The following is a 22175-nucleotide window of genomic DNA, read 5'->3' on the forward strand; positions in this document are numbered from 1 at the left end:
GCTCACTCCCCTCCGACCTTCGTCAGCCCCTCGTGGGCGATCTCGAGCTGCTCGATGGCGACCGCGTTCTGCTCGGCGTGCAGGTCCGGCCCGGTCCACTTGGCGGCGAGCCCGCCCCGGAACGCCCAGGACAGCGCCGGTGTGCCGTCCAGGCCGAGCAGGATGACGGCGCCGTCCCGGCGGGCGCCGAGCGAGTCGGCGAGCCCGGCCGTGTACCACGCGAACAGGCCCGGGTCGCGCAGCACGCCGCGTTTGAGCGTGATCCGGTTCCACGAGTGCCGCAGCGGCAGCTGGTGCACCGAGTCGTTGCGGCCGCCCTCCGCGTAGCTGACCACCTCCAGCTGCGCGCCCAGGCCGGTGACCTCTTGGAACGCGCCGGCGGCGACCTTCGGCAGCAGCTGCGCCTGGGCCGGCGGCAGGTAGGCGTCGCCGGCGTCCAGCGTGACCAGGAACCGGAACTTCGGCAGCGGGTCCGGCCTGACGGGACTGCTCATGCCTCCAGCACCTCCAGCCCTCGGTCCTGGCCGAGCACGAGCCGCAGGCGGATGAACTCCATCGGGTTCGCGGGCGCGACGTCCACGTGGCAGTTGACCAGCCCCGGATCCTGTCCCTCCGGGTTGTTCGACTCGTCGCAGACGACCCGGAACGCCGCCTCGGCCCGGGTGCCGGCCAGCGCACCCGCGCGGAACGCGGCCAGCAGCACCGAGGTGAGGCCGCGGACCAGCGCGAGCCGCACCTCCGGGCCGTTGGCGTCGAAGACCAGCGGGTCGGCGACCCGGCGCATGGCGCGCACCAGCAGGTGGATCAGCCGCCGGTGGGCCACATATCGCCCGGCGAGCGTGCGCCCGCCCCACACGGTCAGGCCGCGCGCGGGGGCGCACCGCAGCAGGTTCAGCGACGCCTCGGCGAACAGCCGCGCCTGTTGCGCCTCCGGCAGATGATCACGCAGGTCGACGGCGTCGAGCAGCACCGCGTTCGCCGGGGTGTGGTGGGCGCCGCGCTCCGCGTCGAGCCGCGCGATCAGCCCGAGCACGTGCCCGGACGGCGGCACGGCCCGCAGCGTGGTGGCCGTGTCCGGGACCAGCAGCCACGGATGGTACGCGGCGGCGTCGGCCGGAACGGCCCAGTTCAGCACGTCCTCCGCGGCGGTCAGCGGGCCGGGCGCGTCCAGCACGATCAGCCGGTCGTGCGGCGTGCCGGCCGTGGTCAGCAGCGCGCGCACGATCTCCTCCCGGTCGCCGGGCGCGAGGTCGTCCAGGTCGGGCAGCGCGACCAGCGCGGGCTCGGGCAGGTCGGCCTGCGCCTGCACCGCGGCGGCGTAGTCGCTCACCCGGGCCGGCGTGTCCGCACCGCCGCGCAGCACCAGGTCCCAGCCCATCGACAGCGGCCCGGACGGGACCCCGGGCACCGGCACCGGATCACCGGCCGGCTCCAGCCGGATCAGCCGGGAGGCCGTCAGGGCCTCCACGACGCCGGCCGGTGGCAGCTGCGGGAACGTCTCCACCGGCTCGCCCGGCGCGGCCACCCGCACGCTCACCACCGGCGGCCCGGCCAGGCTGCTGGCCCGGAACCGGATCGTCACCCGGGTGTTCTCCGCCCACGCGCCGGGACTGGTCGCCACCACGCGGTACGCGGCGTGCCGGAAACCGCCGCGCACGGGCGCGCCCGGTCCCCACCCGCCGTCGTGGGCGCGCGGGCCGACGATCCACTCCGCCGACGCGGCCGTGCCCCCACCGACCCGGATCACCCACGCGGTCCTGCCGCCGTTGGCGAAGAACCCGCGCAGCGCCCACGGCGTGTGCGAGTCACCGCCGAGCGGCCCGAACGTGAGCGCGGCCTCGTCCGGGCTCTCCACCCGCACCGGCACGCCGGCCGGCCCGCGCGCGGTCCGCCCGAGGAACGCGGCCACGTCCGTGCGCAGCGGGTCCGGCTCGGCCGGCGGGCGCTCGATCGTGAGCGTCACGCCGGGCAGCAGTTCGGAGCGTCTCATCAGGTCACGCGATCGTCAGCGACTCGACGGCGATGACCAGCGTCTCCATGGCGATCTCGTTCTTGCCCGCGGCCAGCGACGGCCCGGTGTACTTCGTCGGCCACGCGCGGTCGAAGTTCCACCGCATGACCTCCTGCCGGTTCTCGTCCAGCAGGATCACCGAGCCGGACGTGCGCCGGACCCGGCCGTTCAGCGCCTCGGTCACCCAGGTGAAGAAGCCGACGTGGCCGGTGATCCCGCGCTTGAGCGTGATGTTCGTGAACTTCTTCAGCCCCGGGATCTTCCGCACCGTGGTGTCCTCGGAGCCGTTGCGGTACTCGATCGGCGGGATCTCCAGCTCGAGTCCGGACACCTCGGTGAAGGCGCCGCTCACCGCCACCCCGTCATCACTGACGTTGGTGACGATGACCTGGAAGTTGTAGCCGGCGTACGGGTCGTCCCGGATCACGGGCGGCATCGCTCTACCTCACATCCGTCGGAGCGCTCAGGCGGCGAGCTGGGACTCGCGGGTCTGCTGGTGGATACGGAAGATGACGAACTCGGCGGGCCGGACCGGCGCCACACCGACCACGCAGACCAGGCGGCCGTTGAGGATGTCGTCCTCGGTCATCGTGGTGCGGTCGCAGGCGACGAAGAACGCCTCGTCCTGAGTGGTCCCGGCGAGCGCGCCGCTGCGCCAGACCGTGCCGAGGAAGTTCTCCACGGTCTGCTTGACCAGCGCCCACAGCGGTTCCGCGTTCGGCTCGAAGACGACCCACTGGGTGCCCTCGTCGATCGACTCCTCGATGAACAGGAACAGCCGCCGCACGTTGATGTACCGCCAGGCCGGGTCCGCCGACAGCGTGCGCGCGCCCCACACCCGATGGCCCTGCCCGGGGAAGAAGCGCAGCGCGTTGATCCCGCGCGGGTTCAGCAGGTCCTGGTGGCGGCGCGTGACGTCCTGCGCGAGACCGTCCCGCAGCCGGATGCCGCGCACGATCGCGTTCGCCGGGGCCTTGTGCACGCCCCGCTCCACGTCGACCCGCGCATAGATCCCGGCCAGGTGCCCGGACGGCGGCAGTTCCACGTCGCCGCCGGTCACCGGGTCCGGCGCGACCAGCCATGGGTAGTACAGCGCGGCGTAGGAGGTGTCGAACGGCTCCCGGAACTCCTGGACGCCCTCGATGCTCAGCCCGTCCCGCGGGTCCAGGATCGCGAACCGGTCCTTCAGGAACTCGCAGTGCGTGATCAGCGCGGACTGCACGCTGCCGGCCCAGATGCCGGGCACGGCCACGATCGCGATCTCGTCGACGTCCTCCAGCGCCACGACGCCGGTGCGGGCGCCGCTGCCGCCGTCCACGCCGGCGAAGTCCGCCGGGGACAGCGTGGCCAGCCCGTCATCGCCGCCGGACAGCGGGACCCAGCCGCCGGTCGAGGCCAGCAGCAGCGAATCGCCGTCCGCGGTCGGCACCCGGACCAGGCCGTCGGCGCCGGTGGTCGCCCGGACCAGCGCGGAGCGGGAGGCCAGCACGGAGGCCAGGCCGAGCCGCTCGTCGCCGTCGAGCCGCAGGTTCGGGAACGTCTCCTCGGTCACCTCGCCGGAGACCGGGTCGACGGCGCGCACCGCGACCTCGCCCTCGATCAGCACGAGCCGGTCGCCCTCGAACAGCGGGCCGGTCAGCGGCGGGTCGAACGTCAGCGTGTCCGGGCCGATGGTCCGCACCGTGCGCACCACCGGGCGGGTGCCGTTGTCGGCCTGCACGATCGCGCCCGGATAGAGCCGCCCGGCGCCGGCCGCGCCGACCGAGGGCCGGTCGTCCGCGGTCGCCCGCCGAATCCGGCGCACCACGGTGCCGGCCGCGAAGTCCGGGTGCTCACCGGCGAACGTGAGCGTGACCGGGCCGTCGTTCTGCCCGGCGGCCCGGGACGCGGTCACCTCGTATCGCGCACCGCCGATCACCACCCAGAGCGGGCCGTCCGGCGGGTCCAGGCCGGCGCCGTCGACCTCGGCCGTGTTGGTCGCGGAACCTGCGTCGGCCAGCAGCCGGGTGGTGAACGCCGCGCCCTCACCCGGATCGGCCAGCAGCGGCAGCGACGCGGCCACGACCGGGCGCGCCCGGACCTGCACGTTCTGTCCCCAGGCGCCGGGGCTGACCGCCTCGACCGTGAGCGCGTGCGTCTCGCCGGCCCCGGCCGCGCGGATGAAGTCGCCGCGGGAGGCGCGCAGCCCGTCCGGCAGCGGATCGGCCAGCGTCAGCCGGGAGGCGGCCGCGTCGTACCCCGCGATCGTGGTGGCCTGCACGACCTCGGCGGGCTCGCCGTTCTCGTTCAGCCCGAGCGTGACCACCTCGATCGGCGTGCCCACGCCGGCGAAGCCGAGCAGGTGCCGGACCGACACCTCGGTCGCGTCGCGTGCGGCGTCCCGGACGACCTCGGTCACCAGGCCGAGCCCCAGCCGGCGGGTGGCGGCCACCGCCCCGGCGCTGACCACGCGCTTGACGTACAGCCGCTGGCCGCCGTTGTCGAAGAAGCCCTTGACCGAGTGCGGGAACGTCCACCACCGGCCGCCCTCGTCCGCGTCACCGGCCCAGCGCGCGGCCGACTCCGCGTCCGGTGCGGGCAGGTAACCGCCGAACGTGCGCTGGAACTCCAGGAATGTGGTCACCAGCTGCGGTTTCCCGGCGGCCGGGCCGCGGGCGGTCACGCCGACGAAGCCGGCGGTGCTGGTGCCGACACCGGCGATCGGCCGGGGCCCCGCGTCGATCTCCTCGACGTAGACGCCGGGACTCAGGTACTCGGGCATGGCGGCTCCTCGAATGCGTTCCGCGGCCGGTCACTCATGGGCCGCTGATCTCGATCACGTGGGTGCGGCCCAGCCCGCCGGGCAGCTCGACATCGACCTGCCCGGTCCGGCCCCGCCGCTCGGTGGCGGTGAGCGTGAAGATCTCCGCGCCGGCCGGGGCGAGACCCCCGGCCGGCCTGCCCGGCCAGCGCAGCGGCAGCCGGAACGTCCCGTCGTCGTCGCAGAGCGTCCGCTCACGCCAGGCCCGCAGGCCGTCCGCGGTCTGCCCGGCGGCCTCGACCAGTGCGTTCGCCACGCCGGTGCCGTCCGCGCGCCGGGCCAGGCCGCGCAGCAGTCGGGTGTTCGCCGAGTGCGGGTACGCCCTGGCCACCAGGAACGGGACCGTCTCCGGCTCCGCGGCCACCTCGGGCGGGCGCAGGTCGTCGTAGGGGTGCGCCAGGAACTCCCGGCCCAGGTGGGTGGCGTCGAACGGCTCGTCGTCCGGCGGGTAGAGCGGCCGGTATCCGGCCGCGGTGAACCGCGCCCGGAACAGCTCCGGCTCCGCGCCGGCCGGGTCGCGGCGCCGGCCCAGTCCAGGGAAGGCGATCACGCCGCCGGGCGTCACCGCCGGTCGCGCGTCGGACGGCCGCCACCCGGCGCCGTCCCACCGGTCGAGCGCGACCGCGAGGCCGGGCACCGACCGGCGTCCCCAGAAGTCGTCGACCGGCACGAACCAGGCCGGGCTCACCAGCAGCCGGGTCACCGCACCGGTCAGGCTCCGCACGATCATCGCGGCCTCACCAGCCCGGAGACGCCGCCGACCGGAGCCGGGTCGGTCACGCCCGTGACCAGCGTGCGCGAGGTGACCGGCGCCGCGGCCGTCTCCACCGTGGACTCGAGATTGACCACGCGGACCTCGTAGTTGAGCGACAGCCGGAACGGCTTCTGCAGGGCGAACCAGACGTAGGACTTCTGGTCCAGCGTCAGCTGCGTCAGCGTCACGGCCATCGTGTCCGCGCTCCCGGCCAGGCTGCCGATCAGCTCGGTGCCGTCGAAGATCGCGTCGTCGTAGAGCGTCTGCAGCGCGCAGCCGAGCATCCGGTGCTGGGTGACCGGGTCACCGTTCCACGCGGTGATCAGGTAGCGCAGGGACAGCGCCATCGGCGGCTTCCGGTTCCGCGCGGGCTCGCCCCGGAGGACCGGCTCGGTGCGCGTGAACGGCCGGTTCCGCGAGGCGGCATCCTCCGCGATCTCGTAGAGGAAGACGGTCAGCAGCGGCTCGACCGGCCGGTTGGTGTCATCGGCCGGATCCCACAGCCGGACCGCGCCGTTCGGCGTCACCTTGAGCACGGCGGCCTCGAGCCGGCGCGCGAGGATCGACGACACGTCGCCGATCACGGTGAAGTCGCCCACGGCACCTCCCCCATGCTTCGAAACCGGCCTCGGGCTCGCCGTCACGGTAGGCCCGAGTCGGCCCGCCGCACGCCGATGAAGTCCCTAGGCCGCCACCCCAGGAGGCATTTCCCTAGGTAGCGTCTCTACCTATGCAGGGCGCGCTCGACCAGCGAAGACGTGCCAAGGGATTCAGCCGCGCCGGTCGCGCAGACGGTCCTCACCGACCAGCAGCGCCAGCTCCGCCCGCGACCGGACGCCCAGCTTGCGGTAGACGCCACGCAGGTGGAACTCGATCGTCTTCGGGCTGAGGAACAGCTCCTTCGCCGCCTCCCGGTTGGTGGCACCGCGCCCGACCAGCATCGCGACCCGCCGCTCCTGCGCGGTCAGCGTGCTCCACCGCGAACCACCCCGCACCGCACCGGCCTCCGCACCCGGTCCGTCGGCACCCGGGTCGTCCACACCCCGGCCGGCCGGCCGCCCGGCGGAGATCGCGGCCCGCTCCCCGTCCCGCGCCGGCGCGATCTCCCCGGCCCCGATCGTCGCCGGAGCTTGCGTCTCCTGCTTCAGCTCCAGCTCGGCCCGGTCGCACCAGTCCGGCACGTCGAGCGCCGCGAACACCGCCCGCGCCTCCCGCAGCGTCTCCACGGCCCGTTCCGCGCGCCCCCGCTCCCGCAGCCACCGCCCGAAGCACAGCAGCGACCGCCCCCGCTCGAACGGCGGCTGCTCACCGGTGACCGCCCGCCCGAACGCCACCTCCGCCTCCGCGTCGTCGCCGGCCAGCAGTGCCGTGCAGCGCGCCGATCCGGCGTAGGGCAGGCGGGTGGCCGCGCCGCAGCGCCGGGCGGCGGCGAGCATCCGTATGGCGTCGGTGCGCAGCCCCGCCGCGACCGTGGCCTCGACCAGGTCGGACAGCCACGCGCCGCAACCCGGATCCGGCGCCGACCCGGCCTCGACCCGCCGCAGCACCAGGCGCAGCCGCCCGGCCGCGACCGCCGGGTCACCCATCGTCAGCTCCAGCAGCCCGGCGGCCGCGTCGATCGCGCCACCGAGCCCGGCCAGCCCGCTCGTCGCGTCGATGCCGCGCGCGGCGGCCAGCAACCATTCGCACACGTCCTGCCGTCCACGCACCGCCGCCAGCCGGGCCAGCACCACCAGCGCCGACCCGGCGTCCGCCCACTGCGCCTCCGCGTCCGTGCCCATCCCCGGAGGTCGCTCGAACCCCGCGGACGGCACGAGACCCGAAGGCGACGACGGGGATCCGGCGAGCGCGGGGGACAGCGCGGACGCCGACGACATCGCGAAACCGGCCAGCGGCGGCGACACCGCCGCGATCGCGGGTGCCGCGATCCACAACGCCGCCTCCGCGTCCGCCTCCGCAGCACCCCACGCCCCCGAACCCAGCGCGATCTGACTCCGGGCGACCAGCACTCCGGCCAGCACCCCCCACGCGCCCCGCGCCCGCGCCTCGTCCGCCGCCTCGTTCAGCAGCCGCCGTGCGTCGTCCACCAGCCCGAGCCGGGCCAGCAGCATCGACCGGTCCACGTCCCGCCACCACGTCCCGGACACACCGTCCTGCCCCGGTACGGCCTGCCACAGCGCCCGGGCCTCCGCGATCTCGCCGCGCCCGGCCAGCACCGCCGCCTGCCGCACCACGGACGCACCGTGCAGCGACCCGGCCCGCGCCGCCCACCTCGCGTCGGACAGCGCCGCGTCCGCGTCGCCGGCCAGGCCCGCGTACCAGCTCGCGTCCAGCAGCAGCACCGCCGCCAGGTCCGGCGCGCTCCCTCGTACCCTCGCTGCTTCCCGCTCCAGCACCCGGTGCGCGGCCGCAGGCCGGCCGGCCAGCGCATCCGCCCGCGCGAGCCCGCCGATCGCCCGGGCGCGCACCGTCAGATCCCGGGTCAGCGCCGCGGCCCGGCCGAACGCGGCCCGCGCCGGCCCGCACGCGCCGGCGAGCTGCCACGACTCGCCGGCCAGCAGCGTCCGCCGGGCACGTGCCGCGTCGTCGCCGCTGAGTTCGGCCGCGCGGGCCGCGAGCTGCGCGGCTCGGCCCGCGACCACCTCACCGCCGCGCGCGGCCTCCTCCAGCGCGGCCGCCGCCACCTCGTCCGCGCCGACCGCCGCGAGCCCGAGATGCCAGGCCCGTTCGATGCCACCGGTGACGCCGGCCAGCGCACGATGCGCGGTGCGGCGCTCACCGAGCGTCGCCTCCCGGTACGCCACCGCGCGCACCAGCGGGTGCCGGAACGCCACCCCCTCGCCGCCGACCTCGACCTCGCCCGCGGCCTCGGCGGCCTCCAGCGTGTCCGGGGACAGCCCGACCGCCGCCAGCGCCGCGACGGTCGCGCCGATGCCGACCGGCCCGGCGGCGGCCGCGACCGCGAGCGCGGCCCTGGTCCCGGCCGGATATCCCCGCACCCGGGGCGCGACGGCCGCGCGCACACCGTCACCGACCGGCGGCGGGTCCGGCAGCGGCTCCTCACCGGCCAGCTGCGCGGCGGTGAGCAGCCCGGGCAGCTCACCGAGCGCCAGCGGCAGCCCTTCCGCGGCGGTGGCGAGCACGTCGAGGACGCTCGCCGCGACCGGCCCGGGCGCGGCGGCCCGCAGCGCCCGCCGGCTGGCGGCCGGCCCGAGCGGCGTGATCGTCATCGCCGGTACGCCGCACTCACACCCGTCCACACTGGTCATGATCATGCCGAGCCGGTGCCGTGCCGCCCGCCGCGCCGCGAACAGCAGCGCCTGCCGGGAGACGTCGTCCCACCGGTGCAGATCGTCCACGATCACCAGCGCCGGCGCGGCGGTCGCGAGCAGGCCGAGCGTTCCCGCGCCGATCGCCAGGTCGTCGTCGGTGGTGCGCGGCGACATCGCGAACCCGGCCGCCAGCGCCTCCCGCTGCCGCGCCGGAATGCCGGACAGCCGGTCCAGCAGCGGCCCGAGCAGCTCGTGCAGTCCGGCGAAGCGCAGCTCGGACTCCGCGCTGACACCGCAGGCCGCCAGCGTCCGCAGCCCGGATCCGCGCGCGGCGGCGTACCGCAGCAGCGCGCTCTTGCCGATCCCCGTTTCCCCGACCAGCAGGAGGGCCCCTCCCGCGCCGGTCGTCAGGCCGTCGATAACCCGGTCGATCTCCCGGCACTCCCGCGAACGTCCCTCCAACAGCGGGGCTTCCCCCGTTCGCATGGACCCGACTCTATATCGCGGAAGCTCCCCACTTCTGGTGGATTCCGGACACCCAGCACCGAAGAGGTACGCGCCGCCCGGCGCGCGATCCACCGATGCTGACGTGGGGCGTCGACAACGGCTGTCATCATGAGCCGGCGCGGTGTGACGCTCCTGGGTGGACGGTGTGATGAAGAAGCCTGTCTGGATCGGGATTCTGGTGGCGGTCGCGATGATCGGCTTCGTGTTCCGGCCCATCGACAGCCTGGAGGTCGGCAACGCACACCGGGTGGCCATGACGCAGACCGGCGGCCGGGTCACCGTCGAATTCGACGGCGAGCCTCTGCTGACCGGGTCGACCAGCGTGACGGCGTCCGGTGACGGTGTGGTCGGCCTGGGCGTCACCCGCTCGAGCGACGGCCCGGTCCACGTCGCCTTCACGGACGTGACGATCGACCCGCACGGCTGACCGGCGGCGGCCCCGGCCACCGATCACGCGGCCGATCCAGGTCCGGGACGGCCTTCCGGCGTGCCGGGGTTCGGCGGGCCGGCGCGGTGGTCGAGCAGGTGCAGTGGCGCGGCCGTGACGCCGGCGGCGACGAGGGCGTCCCAGTACGCCGCGGCCAGGTCGGCGTGGACCGGGCCGAGCACCGCGGGCAGGTGCGGGCCGGCGGCGTGCAGCAGCGACTCCAGCCGGCACGATGCCACGCCGAGCGCGGCCGGGCGGACGTCGGCCGGCAGGCCCTCGGCCGGCTCCCGCGTCGTCGGGCCGGCGTCGAGCAGCCCGCCGCCCACGATCAGGACGTCCTGCTGCCGGCGCATCCGGGCGAGGGCCCGTGCGGTGTCGAAGCAGTGCGGAAACGAGTCGTCGACGAGGACGGTGCCCGGCCGCAGCCGGTCCACGTCGAGGGTGCGCGGTCCGCCACTGGTCGCCGCCATGATCACGTCGGCGTCGTAGACGGGGCCGGGGCCGCTGGTGCCGATCTCGATGTGGCCGGTGTAGCCGTCCGCGCGCAGTGTCGCCGCCAGCGCGCCCAGGCGGCCGGCGGCGGCCGGGAGATCACACAGGATGAGCCCGGCGGGCGCCGTACCGGCCCGGCTGAGCAGGAGCCGCAGCGAGGACTCCCCGATCGAGCCGACGCCCAGCACGGCCAGCACGCTGCCGGACAGCGGCCGGCCCCGGTGCGCCACCGCGGACAGCGTGGTGAGCACCACGGACGCGGCGGTCACGGCGTGCCCGGTGGTGATCCGGGCTGCGGACCGCACCAGAGGCGCCACGGCGGCGCCGTACCCGGTGTGGGCGGGGATCATCCCGGCGAGCGAGACGCTGCGCGCTCCCAGCGACGCGGCCAGGTCCGCGGCCGCGGCGCTGTCCTCGGCCAGGTTCGGCGCGGTCAGCTCGTCGGCGAAGCGCGGCAGGCAGACGAATCCGGACCGGCCGAGCGCGGTCGTCACGGTCTCCAGCAGCCGCGGCCGGCCACCGGGGAACACCGCCGCCCGCACCGATTCCCGGTCGAGGCCGGGCAGTGCCTGACGTACCGTTTCCGGGGCCAGGGCCAGCAGATCGGCCGGAGCCGGGAGGTAGCCGACCAGTGCCGCCTCGAGGTGCCGGGTCCGCGACCGCGGCCCCGGTGCGCCGGCCGGCCGCAACCGGGCCTCGAGGTCCGCGGCCAGCCGTTGCAGCCGGTCCGCCCCGAGCCGGCCGCGCACGGTGACCCGCAGCCGGCCGCCGGCCGGGCGCACGGCCAGCAGCACCTCGGTGCCGGGCGGGACGGCCAGGTCGGCGTCCTCGCCGGCCCACGACAGGCGCAGCGTCCGGCCGCTCGGCGTGCCGAGAGCGTCGAAGTCGAGGTAGGTGAAGAAGAACCGCCAGCCGTGTGGGGCGGTGAAGGTCCGCGTGCGCGCGTCGGTGACCTCGGCGGCCAGCCCGCCGAGGTCGTTGCCGGCGGAGCGGACCGCGACGGCGGTGGCGCACGGCCCGAAGATCCGCCCGAGATCGGGCAGGGCGTGATCGCGGCCGGTCACCGCCACGCCGACCGTCGGCTCCGGCTCGCCGGACGCGTCGGCCAGAGCGCGGTGGAAGGCCGCCAGGATCGGTACGAACGGCGTCACCCCCGCTCGCGACGCGGCGGTCCGCAGCCGGGCAGTCACCTCCTCGCCCAGGGTGAACCCGGTGGTGGTGACCGGCCCGAAGACAGCGTGATCGTTGGCGACCGGCGTCGGTATCAGCTCCTGGTGCAGCGACACGTAGTCGCGGAAGGTGGACGTCAGCGGCGGCAGCGGGTCTCCGTCGTAGGCCGCCATCAGCTCACGGGTCAGCAGCGCCATGCTGTAGCCGTCCCCGATCAGGTGGTGGGCGTGCAGCATCAGCACGTGCTCCTCGGGCCCGGCCCGCAGCAGCCGCATCCGCACCAGCGGCCACCGTGCCGGATCGAACCGGTGTGCCCGCTCGTCGGCCACCTCGTCGCCGAGCGACCGCGGCGCCGCGTCGTACTCGACGATCAGGCGCGGGGTCCCGGGCAGCTCGTACTGCGCCGGTGGGCGGGCGTCGGTCCGGAACACCGTACGGAGCATGGGATGCCGGGCGACCAGCTCGTCGACCGCGCGCTGGAACCGTTCCCGGTCGAGCGGGCCGTGCAGGCGTGGGGTCGCCAGCCAGGTCGTGGCCGCGCCGGCCACGTCGGCCAGCAGGAAACCACGCTGACTCGGGCTGAGCGGGAACTCCTGCCCGGCCGCCGCCGACGACGGAGCCGGCGGTCGTGGTGCCTGACCCGCGGCGTCGATGGTGGCGTCGATCGCGGCGGCGAGCGTGGCCGGCGTGCGGTGCCGGTAGATCACGGTCGGCCGGGGCAGCACCGGCAGGTGCCGTGCCAGGTCGGCGAACAGGTCCAGGGCGCCGATCGAGTCGCCGCCGAGCGCGAAATAGTCGTCGTCGCGCCCCACCCGGGGTACGCCGAGCCGCTCCGCCCAGACGCGGGCGACCAGCCGTTCCGTGGCGGTGACGGGCTCGGTGCCGGGCTCATCGTGCGGCGCGGCCCCGAGAACGGCCCGGTCCACCTCGCCGGAGCCCAGAACGGCCCGGTCCACCTTGCCGGTGGGCGTGAGCGGCAGCGCGCCGACGACCTCGATGCGTGCCGGTACGAGATAGGGCGGCACCAGCCGCTCGAGGTGGGCCCGCAGCTCGGCGCCGGTCGGCGGGACCGCGCCACGCGCCCGCACCCAGGCCGTCAGCCGGCCGCCGTCGAGTCGCACGGCGGCGCCGTCGACTCCCGGATGGCCGCGCAACACCGCCTCGATCTCGCCCGGCTCGATGCGGTGCCCGTGCAGCTTGATCTGGTCGTCGACCCGGCCACGGAACCACAGCACCCCGAACTCGTCCCGGACCCCGCGGTCGCCGCTGCGGTACCAGCGCGTGCCGTCCCGGTCGAGGAAGACCGCCGCGGTCTGCTCCTCGTCGTCGAGGTATCCGGCCGCCACGCCGGCACCGCCGATGTAGATCTCCCCGACCTCGCCGGGCGCGCACGCGAGTCCGTCCGGGCCGAGCACCTCGACGATCGCCCCGCCGACCGGCCGCCCGATCGGCAGGTGCACGGCGTCGTCACCCGGCCGCTCGCGCACGACGTGGCAGGTGGCGTTGATCGTCGTCTCCGTGGGGCCGTACAGGTTCGCGACCGGCCGGTCCGGCCCGGCCAGGTCGAACCAGCGCCGCACGTGCGCGGCGGACAGTTCCTCCCCGCCGACATGCACCCAGCGCAGCGATTCCAGATCGGGCCGTCGCGGCCGTCGCTCGGCCGCCCCGATCAGCCGTTCCCACAGCGTGGGCACCGAGCTCCACACCGTGATCCGGTCACGTTCGACCCGCGACAGCAGCAGGTCCGGGTCACGGACCGTGTCGCGGTCCCAGGCGACGACGGTCGCGCCCACGAGCAGCGGCGCGAGCAGTTGGCGGACGGAGGCGTCGAAGCCGATGGAGGCGGTCTGCGCCAAGCGGTCACCGGCACGGTAGCCGAAGGTCGCGATGGTCCAGTCCAGATAGTTGGTCATGGCGCGGTGGCTGATCACGACGCCCTTGGGCCGTCCCGTCGATCCGGAGGTGAAGATGACGTACGCGTCGTCGTCCGGGCCGGTGGACACCGCCGGTGGTGCGGAGTCCACCCCGTCGCGCGTGCCGATCAGTGTGAATCCGTCCAGTACGGCGGCGTGCGCGTCATCGTGGACGACGACGCGGGCTCCGGCCCGCCGCAGCTGCCCGGCGAGCCGCGCCGGCGGGTGGGAGGCGTCCAGCGGCACCCAGGCCGCTCCGGCCTTCAGGATCGCCACCAGGCCCACCACGGTGTGCGCCCCGGGACCGGTCAGCAGGCCGATCCGCCGGTCCCCGTGCGTGGCCAGCCGGGCCGCGAGCCGGTCGGAGGCGGCGTCGAGCTCGGCGTAGGACAGTGGCACGCCGTCGGTCAGCACCGCGGTCGCCGCCGGGGTCCGGCGACACTGCCGCCAGATCCGCTCCGCCACGGCCGTCGGCCCGCCGGCCGGCTCGGCCGCCCGCTCCTCGGCAGGCGACGCCAGGCACTCTTCGGCCGGCAGGTGCTTCTCGACCGCCAAGTGCTCCTCGGTGAGCGACGCCAGATGGTCGGCGGCGAGGCGTGCGACGGTTCGCGCCTCGAACAGCCCCGCCGGATAGTTCCACGAGAAGTGCAGGGTGCCGTGCGCCTCGAAACACACCAGGCTCAGGCGCGTCGCGGCCGATGCGCTGCCGGCGACCGTGGCCGCCACGGTGCTGCCGGTCGCGCCGGCACCGGGAAAGCGGGCGAAGCTGAACGACGCCGGGCCGGCGGTCCGCGGACCTTCGCCGCCGACGGCCAGCATCCTGGCCAGGTCCACCGTGGAGACCGAACCGTGCCGCTCGCTGAGCAGCCACGCGTCGCGCAGCCGGCCGGCGAGCACGGCCACCGGCTCGCCGGGATGCACCTCGGCGAGCACCGGCAGGGTGTCCGCGAACGGGCCCACCATCCGCTCCACCCCGGGCACCCGCGCGGTGCGGCCGGCGCGGGCCACCGCCACCGGCACCCGGGTCTGGCCGCTCCACCGGGACAGGCACCGGACATAGCCGGCGAGTAGCAGATGGAACAGCGTCACACCGGCCGCGCGGGCCTCCGCGGCGAGCCGGGCGGTCAGCTCGGGGCTCACCGACACCTGATGCAGCGCGTACGGAGGAACCGGCGCCGCCGCCGGATCCCCGTCGAAGGGCAGAGCCAGTCCGGGGTACGCCGCCAGTGTCTCCCGCCAGTACGCGAGGTCGGCCTCGGACGCCTCCGCCCGCACGGCTTCGTGATCGGCGAACCCGGCGGCCGGTGCGGCCGGCAGGTCGAGGCCCGCGCCGAGCGCGTCGAGTTCGCCGCCGAGGATCGCCAGGCTGTAGCCGTCGACGGCGGCGTGGTGCGCCACCAGCATCAGATGCGCCCGGTCCGGCCCGTCGACCGCCAGGACCGCGCGCACCGGGGCCTCCCGGGTCAGGTCGAAGGTGCGATTCCGCAGCGCGGTCTCGAACTCCTCGATCGGCGTGTCGAGCGTGGTTACGGTGAACCATCCGGGCACGCCCTCGCCCGGGGCGGTGATGTGCTGCCCCTCCGGCCCGAAACGCATGCGCAGCATGGGATGCCGCCGTTCCAGCGCGGCCAGCGCCCGCCCCAGCCGGTCCGGCTCCACCGGCCCGGTCAGCGTCCGCCGCACGTACGCGTAGGCCGGCACCCGCGGGTAGAGCAGCCCGGTCGAGCGGAACGCCTGCTGCACCGGGCTGAGCCGGAACGCGGACCCGCCGGCCAGGTGGCGGGCCAGCTCGCCCAGGGTGCGGTGCTCGAAGAACAGCGTGGTCGACAACGTCCGTTCCAGCCGCGACTCCAGATGCTTGACCAGGTCGACCGCGGTCAGTGAGTCGAGACCGAGGGCCAGGAACGGCTCGTCCAGCCCGATCGTGTCCGGCGCCCGGCCGAGCGGCTCGGCCAGCAGCTCCCGCACGATCGCCACCACCTGGTCGTGGTCGGCTGTCGGCGCGCCGGCGTGGCCCGCGGGCGTGGCGGCGGCCCGGTCGGCGGGCGTGGCTGCGGCCCGGCTCGCGGGTGCGGATGTGGTGCGGCCGGCGGCGGGGACCCCGCCCACCAGCACCTGGGCGGCGCCCAGACCGGCCGCGGCCCACAGGATCTCCGGGACCGCGTCGAGCGGCAGCCCGTCCTCGGCGCGCAGTCGTCCTGCCGCGAGCCCGCCGGCCAGGGCCGGCAGGTTGACCGAGACGAACCGGCCGCCCGCGGCCCGTTCGGCGGCGGCGAACGCGTCGAGGTAGGCGTTTCCGGCGGCGTAGTCGCCGATCGCGCCCGCCTTGCCGGGCAGGACCGACGACACCGACGACAGGGCGACGATCAGCGGCCGACGGTCGCGTACCGCCTCGGTGAGCAGTCGCGTCCCGCGCACCTTCGCGGCCAGCACGTCCGCCACGTCCGCCGGCGTCTTCGCCCGCAGGCTGCCGGGACGCACGATCCCGGCCGCGTGCACCACCACGTCCGGCGTCCACCCGTCGACCAGCGCGGCCACGTCCGCGGCGACCGACACGTCCGCGGTCCGGTACTCCACCGTGGCGCCCAGGGCGCGCAGCTCGCCGAGCAGCGCGGAGGGTGCGGGGGACCGGCCGGCCAGCACCAGCCGGGGCCGGCCCCGGCGCGCCAGGTGCCGTGCGACGACGGCCCCGGCGGCACCGGCACCGCCGACGATCAGGTAGCCGCCGTCCGCGGGCAGTTCCACCGCCCGCCCGCCGGTGGCCGGAGTGAACGTGCGGGTGAGACGTCGCCCGGCCCGCCAGGCGACGACCTCCACGGCCCCGGGCGCGGGCGGGTCGCCGGCCTCGGTGTCGACGGCGGCGCGTCGCGCATCGGCGTCGTCGGCCGAGCAGAGGTCGACGACCCGGACGCCGAGCTGTCCTCTCTCGTCGGCCAGGGCCATGGCCAGCCCGATCCAGACCGCCTGGGCCGGATCGGGCCGTTCCCGGCCGGCGCCGGTGACGTGCACGTCCTCGGTGACGAGGAGCAGGTACCCGGCCGCCGGTGCGGCCGACAGCGCCGTCACCGCCTCATCCGCGGAGCCCGTGGCGCGGATGATCGTGACCGCGGCGACCGCCTCATCGGCGGAACCCGTGGCGCGGGCGACCGCGGCGGCTGCCGGCCGGCCGGCCGGTGCGGGAGCGGTCACCCAGTGCGGCGTCGCGAGGACGGGCGCGACCGCCGCGGTCTCCACCCAGAACCGGCGGCGCTGGAACGGATACGTCGGTAGTTCCACGCGTGCGGTCCCCGCGTCCATCATCGACCGGTCCAGGGTGACGCCGTGCTGCCACAGCCATCCCGCGGTGGCCAGCAGCGCGGCGGCGCCGGCGCCGGCTTGGCGTACCCGTGCAGGGCGCATCAGGGACGCCAGCGTGGCGCGTCCGCCGAGTTCGACGAAGGCGTCGTGGCCGGTCTCCCGGAGCCGGTCGGCCGCCGCGGCGAACCGCACGGGCCGCACGGCCGCGGCGGCCAGGTAGGCGCCGTCGTAGTCCGCGCCCCACTCACCGGTGACCGTGCTCATCAGCGGAATCCGGGCCGGTGCGGTGTCCGGGCGCAGGCCGGCGAGGCGGTCGGCCACCGGGCGCATGGCGGGGGAGTGGAACGCGTGCGACACGGCCAGCCGGCGCGCCACGATGCCCCGCGCGGCGAGCAGTGCGAGCGCCTCGTCGAGTTCCTCCGCCGGTCCGGCCAGCACGACGCGATCGGCGGCGTTCTCGGCGGCGATCACCACCCGGTCGCTGAGCACGCCGGTCACGGCGCCGGCGCCGGCCGCGACCGCTGCCATCGCTCCCGGCTCGGCCAGCTCGGCCGTCGACCGGCCGCGCTCGACGGCCAGCCGCACCGCGCCGGCACCGGTCAGGACGCCCGCGCTCACCGCGGCGGCGAGCTCACCGATGCTGTGCCCGGCCACCGCGTCCGGCGTGACACCGTACGCGCGCAGCTGTGCCGCCTGCGCGACGGCGAACGCGACCACCAGGGGCTGGGTGATCTCGGTGCGTTCCAGGTCCGCGGCGGGCACGGACGGATCCGTGCACCACTGCACGAGCGTCCGTCCGGCGATCGGGCCGGCCGCGGTGGACAGCTCGTCGAGCGTCCGCCGGAAGACGGCCGCTTCCGCGTAGAGAGCGGCGCCCTGTCCCGGCCGCTGGGTGCCCTGACCGCCGAACAGGAACGCCACCTTCGGCGTCCTCGTCACCGCGGTGGACCGGTGCTCGCCGTCCAGCCGGGCGGCGAGGTCACCGTCGGCCACGATCGCCATCCGCTGTGGCCCGTCGTCCCGGGCGGTCGAGGCGGTCGCGCACACGTCGGCCTCGTCGAGGTCCGGGTGCGTCCGCAGATGCGCGGCCAGTTCTTCGGCGGCGGCGCGCAGCGCGACCTCCGTGCGGGCCGACAGCGTGAGCAGATGAGGGCCGGACCGCCGCGAGCGCGGCACCGGCCGTTGCGGCGGCGCGGCGGCGAGGATCACGTGCGCGTTGGTGCCACCGAACCCGAAGCCGTTGACGCCGGCCACGGCCGGCCCGGTCCACGACCGCCGCGTCGTGACCACCTCGAACCCGGCGCCGGCCAGGTCGAACCGGGGCGACGGGCGGTCGTGGTGCAGCGACGGCGGGATCTCCCGGTGCCGTAACGCGAGGATCACCTTGACCAGGCCCGGCAGCCCGGCCGAGTTGAGCAGGTGCCCGACGTTCGTCTTGACCGATCCGAGCAGCCTCGGCCGGCCGTCCCGCAGGGGCGGAAACGCGAAGGCCAGCGAGCGCGCCTCGGTCGAATCACCGATCGCGGTGCCGGTGCCGTGGGCCTCGACGTAGGACACGTCGGCCGGGTCCACGCCGCTGTCCCGGTACGCCGCGGCGATCACCTCCCGTTGCCGCAGCGGGTTGGGCGCCATCAGGCTCAACGACCGGCCGTCGTTGTTGACGGCCGTGCCCCGCACCACCGCCAGCACCCGGTCGCCCGGGTCGTACCCCATCCGGGTGAGGACCAGGGCCGCGCCGCCCTCGCCCGGCACGAACCCGTCGGCGTCCGCCGCGAACGCCCGGCACCGCCCGGACGGCGACAGCGCCCGGGCCTCGCCGAGCAGCCGCTCGCCGGTTCCGGTCAGGTTCAGGTTGACGCCGCCGACCACGGCCACGTCGCAGTCGCCCGCGGCCAGCGCGCGGCGGGCCGTGTGCAGGGCCACCAGCGCCGATGAGCACGCCGTGTCGATCGCGATCGCCGGGCCGCGCAGGTCGAGCAGGTGCGCCACCCGCGCGCCGGCGAGATTGCGCAGGGTGCCGGTCAGCGCGTGCGCGCCGGCCGCTCCGGCCCGCTGCGCCAGCGCCGGGTAGTCACTCTCGCCGACGGCCACGAAGACGCCGATCCGGTGGTCGTGCCGGCGTGGTCCGGCATAGCCGGCCCGTTCCAGGGCCTCGTGCGCCAGTTCGAGGAAGATCCGGGCGTGCGGATCGAGCAACCGCGCCTCGTCCGCGCCGATGCCGAAGAACTCCGCGTCGAACAGGGCCGGGCCGGACAGGAAGGCACCCGGCCCGCCACCCGGCCACCGGGTGCCCTCGGTGACGCTGTCGCGGCCGGCGACCAGGTTCGCCCAGAAGCCCTCCGGGGTGTCGGCGTCCGGAAAGCGGCAGGCCATCCCGACGACGGCGATGTCGTCCGGCCGCACGGCGGCGGCGCGGTCCGGCCGCACGGCGGTGGTGTCGTGCGGCCACGTGGCGGTGGTGTCGTGCGGCCGCGTGGCGGTGGTGTCATGCGGCCGCGTGGCGGTGGTGTCGTGCGGCCGCGTGGCGGTGGTGTCGTCCGGCCGCACAGCGGCGGGCGGGACGGGGCGGGACGGTCGCGGTGGCTCGGGCCGGGACAGCCGGTCGGCCAGCTCGGCGACGGTGGCGCAGTCGCGCAGCAGCGCCGGGTCCAGGGTCCGGCCGAGCGCGTCCTCGAGGAGCGCCAGCACCTCCATGGCCGCCACCGAGCTTCCCCCGATGGCCAGGAACCGGTCGTCCCGGCCGATCCGGTCCTCCGGGATGTCGAGCACCCGGGCCCAGACCGCGCGCACCGTCTTCTCCAGCTCGCCGATCACGACCGGGACGACGGCGGGAGCCGCCGGCACCGGCGCGCTGTCCGGCGCAGGACCGAGGCGGTCCCGCAGCGCCTGCCGGCGCAGTTTGCCGCTGGTGGTGCGGGCGAACGCCCCCGAAGGCACCACCTGCACCTCGACGGCGGCGTAGCCCAGCGCCTCCGCCACCCGCGCCCGCACCCGGCCGGCCACCTCCGGCCGGTCCCGGACGGCCGGCGTGCTCAGGAAGACCACGACACGTTCCCGCGTCCCGTCGGTGGTGCCGACCACGGCCAGCGGACCGTTGCCCAGTCCGGGCGTCGCGGCCGCCACCTGCTCGAGGTCGGCCGCGTGGAAGGTCCGGCCGTGGACGAAGACCACGTCCTTGTGCCGCCCGGTGACGCACAACCGGCCGTCGCGGACAAAACCGATGTCGCCGGTACGCAGCCAGCCGTCGATCATCGCGGCCTCGGTCGCCTCCGGGGCCCGGTGATAGCCGCGGGTGACGTTCGGCCCGCGCACCTGGATGTGCCCGACGATGCTGTCGTCCACCGGCTGGTCCGCGTCGTCGACCACGCGGATCGCGCAGCCGTGCACGGGATGCCCGACGTCCATCAGCTCGGCCGCCGTGGCGTCGTCCGGGGCGGCCGGCAGCGCGACGCCACGCGCGAGTGCCGCCCGGCTCAGCCGCACCGGCACGGCCGGCTCCCCGACGGGCGGGCAGGTGACCGCCACGGTCGCCTCGGCCAGGCCGTACACCGGCTGCGGCGCTTCCGGGCGCAGCCGGGCGCGGGCCATCCGCTCGATGAAGGTGCGCCACACCGCCGGGGAGATCGGCTCGGCCCCGACGATCATCAGGCGGACACTGCTCAGGTCCAGGTCGTCGAGCACCTCCGGGCGTACCCGCCGGTTGGTGAGGGCGAGCGCGAAGTTGGCCGCCGACAGCACGGTCGCCCGGTGCCGTTCGGCGGTGCGCAGCCACACCTCCGGCCGCTTGGCGAAGGTCATCGGGTCGATCCGGACCTGCTTGCAGCGCCGGTGCAGCGGCACCAGGTGGGTGCCGATCAACCCCATGTCGTGGAAGTACGGCATCCAGGTCACCACGACGTCGTCGGCCCTGAGCACGGCGGCCCGCGCGGCCTGCTCGAGGTTGGCCGCCACGTTGCCGTGGGTGAGCTCGACGCCCTTCGGCGTGCCGGTGCTGCCCGACGAGAACTGAAGGAAGGCCAGGTCGTCGCCGTGCACCGGGACCGGTGCCGGCAGCGGCGCCGCGCGGACCGGCGCGCCGTCACCGATCCTCGGCGGTCCGCCGAGCAGCTCCGCGACCGCGGCGACACGCCCGGGTTCGGGCGGCAGCGGTACGGGTACGACGCCGGCGAACACCGCTCCCCAGAACAGCGGCAGGAATTCGGCGCCGTCCTCGACGATCAGCAGTGCCGGGTCGCCCGGCCGCAGCCCTCGCTCGTGCAGTCCACCGGCGACGGCCAGGGCGTCGTGGTAGAGCTCGGCGCAGGTGGTGACCCGTTCGCCACCGGCCTCGTCGGCGTGCACGATCATCTGGTCCGGTGCCTCGGTCGCGGCCAGCACCAGCACGTCGGTCAGCGTCATGATCGAACCTTAGGTCGTCATCGGCACGCCGGCCGTCGGCACAAGCGACCGAGAGCCGCACGGGCACATGCCGGTGCCGGTCCGGCCGTCCTCGTCGTGGGGAGAGCAGTCGACCAGTGTGCCGACCAGCGGAAATTCCTCACTGCGAAGGAGTCTCGGGTGTGCACTGTGGTGGCACAGAACCGGGATGACGCCCCGCCGGCTCCCACGGGTTTCGACGTCGACGGCATGACCGACCTGATCCAGCGCGACGTCGACGTCAGCTACGAGGTCCCGATCGTGCACGCGTGAGGCCGCGCGCGGCGGGTATGCGGCGGTCATGGCAACGACGCGATACTCGGTGGCCGCCTCCGGGCAGGTGCGCGGCGACGTCGCCCGGCAGCCGGCCGGGGAGGCCCACGCCTGGCTGCCGGGGACGAACCAGACCGTGTGCGGGGTGCCGCTGGCCAAGGCCGGGCTGCGCCGCTTCCCGCACGTACCGTGGGAATATCGCTCTTCGGACGCGCTCACCGAGGACGACGAGATCCGGCATCTGTGCGAGCGATGCCTGGCCGCGACCCGCCCGCGCGGCGATCACGGGCGATCCTGGGTGCGGACGTCCCCACGACCGTGACCGGCCCCGCTCCACTAGGTTTGCCGGTATGAGTCTCCTCGAGGACGTGGCGGAACGTGACGGCTGGCGCTGCTGGGTGTGCGACGAGCCGGTCGACCCCGGCACGCCGGTGAACGATGCGCGCGGCCCCAGCGTCGACAGCCGGACCGCCGACCGGAAGGCCAAGGTGCCCGAGCGGCTCGCGCACCGCGCCTGCAACACCCGCAAGGGCGCGGTCAAGGTGGTCATCGCCTGGCCGGACCGCCTGCGCGTGGCCGAGCCGGCACCGCTGATCGCGGTCGCCGACCGCCTCGCCCGCAAGGGCGGCCGCGAGGTCGTCGCCCGCGCCCCGAGCCGCGCCGACGCGCAGGAGGCCGCCGACTGGCTCACCGACCGCTTCTCCCGCCTCGCCCCCGACCTCCCGGTCACCGCCACCATCGACCAGGGCGGCGGCCAGTTCCTGATCGCCCTCACCACTCCCCGCCGCTGACGACCGCGAAGTGACGCCGCGCAGCGAGCGCGCCGTGCGCCGGCGCTCCGCA

12 protein-coding genes are annotated in these 22175 nt (G+C 75.6%); 4 read left to right on the top strand and 8 right to left on the bottom strand.

Features of this window, described 5'->3' with window-relative positions:
• Positions 1-2 precede the first annotated feature (2 nt).
• From J2S43_RS08460 to J2S43_RS08490, 7 genes are all read right to left on the bottom strand, one after another.
• Positions 3-494, bottom strand: a complete 492-nt coding sequence (locus J2S43_RS08460) for a phage tail protein (RefSeq protein ID WP_306828214.1) — start codon at positions 492-494, stop codon at positions 3-5.
• On the bottom strand, positions 491-1990 hold the full coding sequence (locus J2S43_RS08465; protein WP_306828215.1) for a phage tail sheath subtilisin-like domain-containing protein: 1500 nt from the start codon (positions 1988-1990) through the stop codon (positions 491-493). Before J2S43_RS08465 ends, J2S43_RS08460 begins: the two co-directional genes overlap by 4 nt.
• 4 nt (positions 1991-1994) lie before the next feature.
• Entirely contained in the window at positions 1995-2447 is a 453-nt protein-coding gene (locus J2S43_RS08470) for a phage tail protein (RefSeq protein ID WP_306828216.1), read from the bottom strand.
• A gap of 27 nt (positions 2448-2474) precedes the next feature.
• Positions 2475-4772 (bottom strand): phage tail sheath C-terminal domain-containing protein, encoded by a 2298-nt coding sequence (locus J2S43_RS08475; protein ID WP_306828217.1) that lies wholly within the window; start codon positions 4770-4772, stop codon positions 2475-2477.
• Positions 4773-4806: 34 nt separating this feature from the next.
• The gene (locus J2S43_RS08480) at positions 4807-5541 is read right to left on the bottom strand and encodes a hypothetical protein (protein ID WP_306828218.1); all 735 of its coding nucleotides are present in this window, start codon (positions 5539-5541) and stop codon (positions 4807-4809) included.
• Positions 5538-6164 (bottom strand): Pvc16 family protein, encoded by a 627-nt coding sequence (locus J2S43_RS08485; RefSeq protein WP_306828219.1) that lies wholly within the window; start codon positions 6162-6164, stop codon positions 5538-5540. The genes J2S43_RS08480 and J2S43_RS08485 overlap by 4 nt, the downstream gene beginning before the upstream one ends.
• 171 nt (positions 6165-6335) lie before the next feature.
• The gene (locus J2S43_RS08490) at positions 6336-9323 is read right to left on the bottom strand and encodes a helix-turn-helix transcriptional regulator (protein ID WP_306828220.1); all 2988 of its coding nucleotides are present in this window, start codon (positions 9321-9323) and stop codon (positions 6336-6338) included.
• A 169-nt stretch (positions 9324-9492) separates the two neighbouring features.
• Between J2S43_RS08490 and J2S43_RS08495 the strand changes: the two genes are divergently transcribed.
• On the top strand, positions 9493-9771 hold the full coding sequence (locus tag J2S43_RS08495) for a hypothetical protein (RefSeq protein WP_306828221.1): 279 nt from the start codon (positions 9493-9495) through the stop codon (positions 9769-9771).
• Between the two features lie 23 nt (positions 9772-9794).
• Here the strand turns inward: J2S43_RS08495 and J2S43_RS08500 are convergent, their stop codons facing one another.
• On the bottom strand, positions 9795-21041 hold the full coding sequence (locus tag J2S43_RS08500) for a non-ribosomal peptide synthetase/type I polyketide synthase (RefSeq protein ID WP_306828222.1): 11247 nt from the start codon (positions 21039-21041) through the stop codon (positions 9795-9797).
• Positions 21042-21200: 159 nt separating this feature from the next.
• Here J2S43_RS08500 and J2S43_RS08505 point away from each other — a divergent pair, with 159 nt between their 5' ends.
• The 3 genes from J2S43_RS08505 to J2S43_RS08515 are packed head-to-tail and all read left to right on the top strand — an operon-like array spanning position 21201 to position 22123.
• Entirely contained in the window at positions 21201-21332 is a 132-nt protein-coding gene (locus J2S43_RS08505; RefSeq protein WP_306828223.1) for a hypothetical protein, read from the top strand.
• A gap of 28 nt (positions 21333-21360) precedes the next feature.
• Positions 21361-21654 carry a hypothetical protein gene (locus tag J2S43_RS08510; protein WP_306828224.1) on the top strand — a complete coding sequence of 98 codons (294 nt, stop codon included), beginning with the start codon at positions 21361-21363 and terminating at the stop codon, positions 21652-21654.
• Positions 21655-21682: 28 nt separating this feature from the next.
• Positions 21683-22123, top strand: coding sequence for a hypothetical protein (locus J2S43_RS08515; protein ID WP_306828225.1), 441 nt, complete (start codon positions 21683-21685; stop codon positions 22121-22123).
• The last annotated feature ends 52 nt before the right edge of the window (positions 22124-22175 follow it).

Source organism: Catenuloplanes nepalensis (assembly GCF_030811575.1).
Lineage (GTDB): Bacteria > Actinomycetota > Actinomycetes > Mycobacteriales > Micromonosporaceae > Catenuloplanes > Catenuloplanes nepalensis.

What these genes read in the sequence shown, in the direction of transcription:
- J2S43_RS08460 (WP_306828214.1), bottom strand. Translation starts at nt 494, where the DNA reads ATGAGCAGTCCCGTCAGGCCGGACCCGCTGCCGAAGTTCCGGTTCCTG.
- J2S43_RS08465 (WP_306828215.1), bottom strand. Translation starts at nt 1,990, where the DNA reads ATGAGACGCTCCGAACTGCTGCCCGGCGTGACGCTCACGATCGAGCGC.
- J2S43_RS08470 (WP_306828216.1), bottom strand. Translation starts at nt 2,447, where the DNA reads ATGCCGCCCGTGATCCGGGACGACCCGTACGCCGGCTACAACTTCCAG.
- J2S43_RS08475 (WP_306828217.1), bottom strand. Translation starts at nt 4,772, where the DNA reads ATGCCCGAGTACCTGAGTCCCGGCGTCTACGTCGAGGAGATCGACGCG.
- J2S43_RS08480 (WP_306828218.1), bottom strand. Translation starts at nt 5,541, where the DNA reads ATGATCGTGCGGAGCCTGACCGGTGCGGTGACCCGGCTGCTGGTGAGC.
- J2S43_RS08490 (WP_306828220.1), bottom strand. Translation starts at nt 9,323, where the DNA reads ATGCGAACGGGGGAAGCCCCGCTGTTGGAGGGACGTTCGCGGGAGTGC.
- J2S43_RS08495 (WP_306828221.1), top strand. Translation starts at nt 9,493, where the DNA reads ATGAAGAAGCCTGTCTGGATCGGGATTCTGGTGGCGGTCGCGATGATC.
- J2S43_RS08500 (WP_306828222.1), bottom strand. Translation starts at nt 21,041, where the DNA reads ATGACGCTGACCGACGTGCTGGTGCTGGCCGCGACCGAGGCACCGGAC.
- J2S43_RS08510 (WP_306828224.1), top strand. Translation starts at nt 21,361, where the DNA reads ATGGCAACGACGCGATACTCGGTGGCCGCCTCCGGGCAGGTGCGCGGC.
- J2S43_RS08515 (WP_306828225.1), top strand. Translation starts at nt 21,683, where the DNA reads ATGAGTCTCCTCGAGGACGTGGCGGAACGTGACGGCTGGCGCTGCTGG.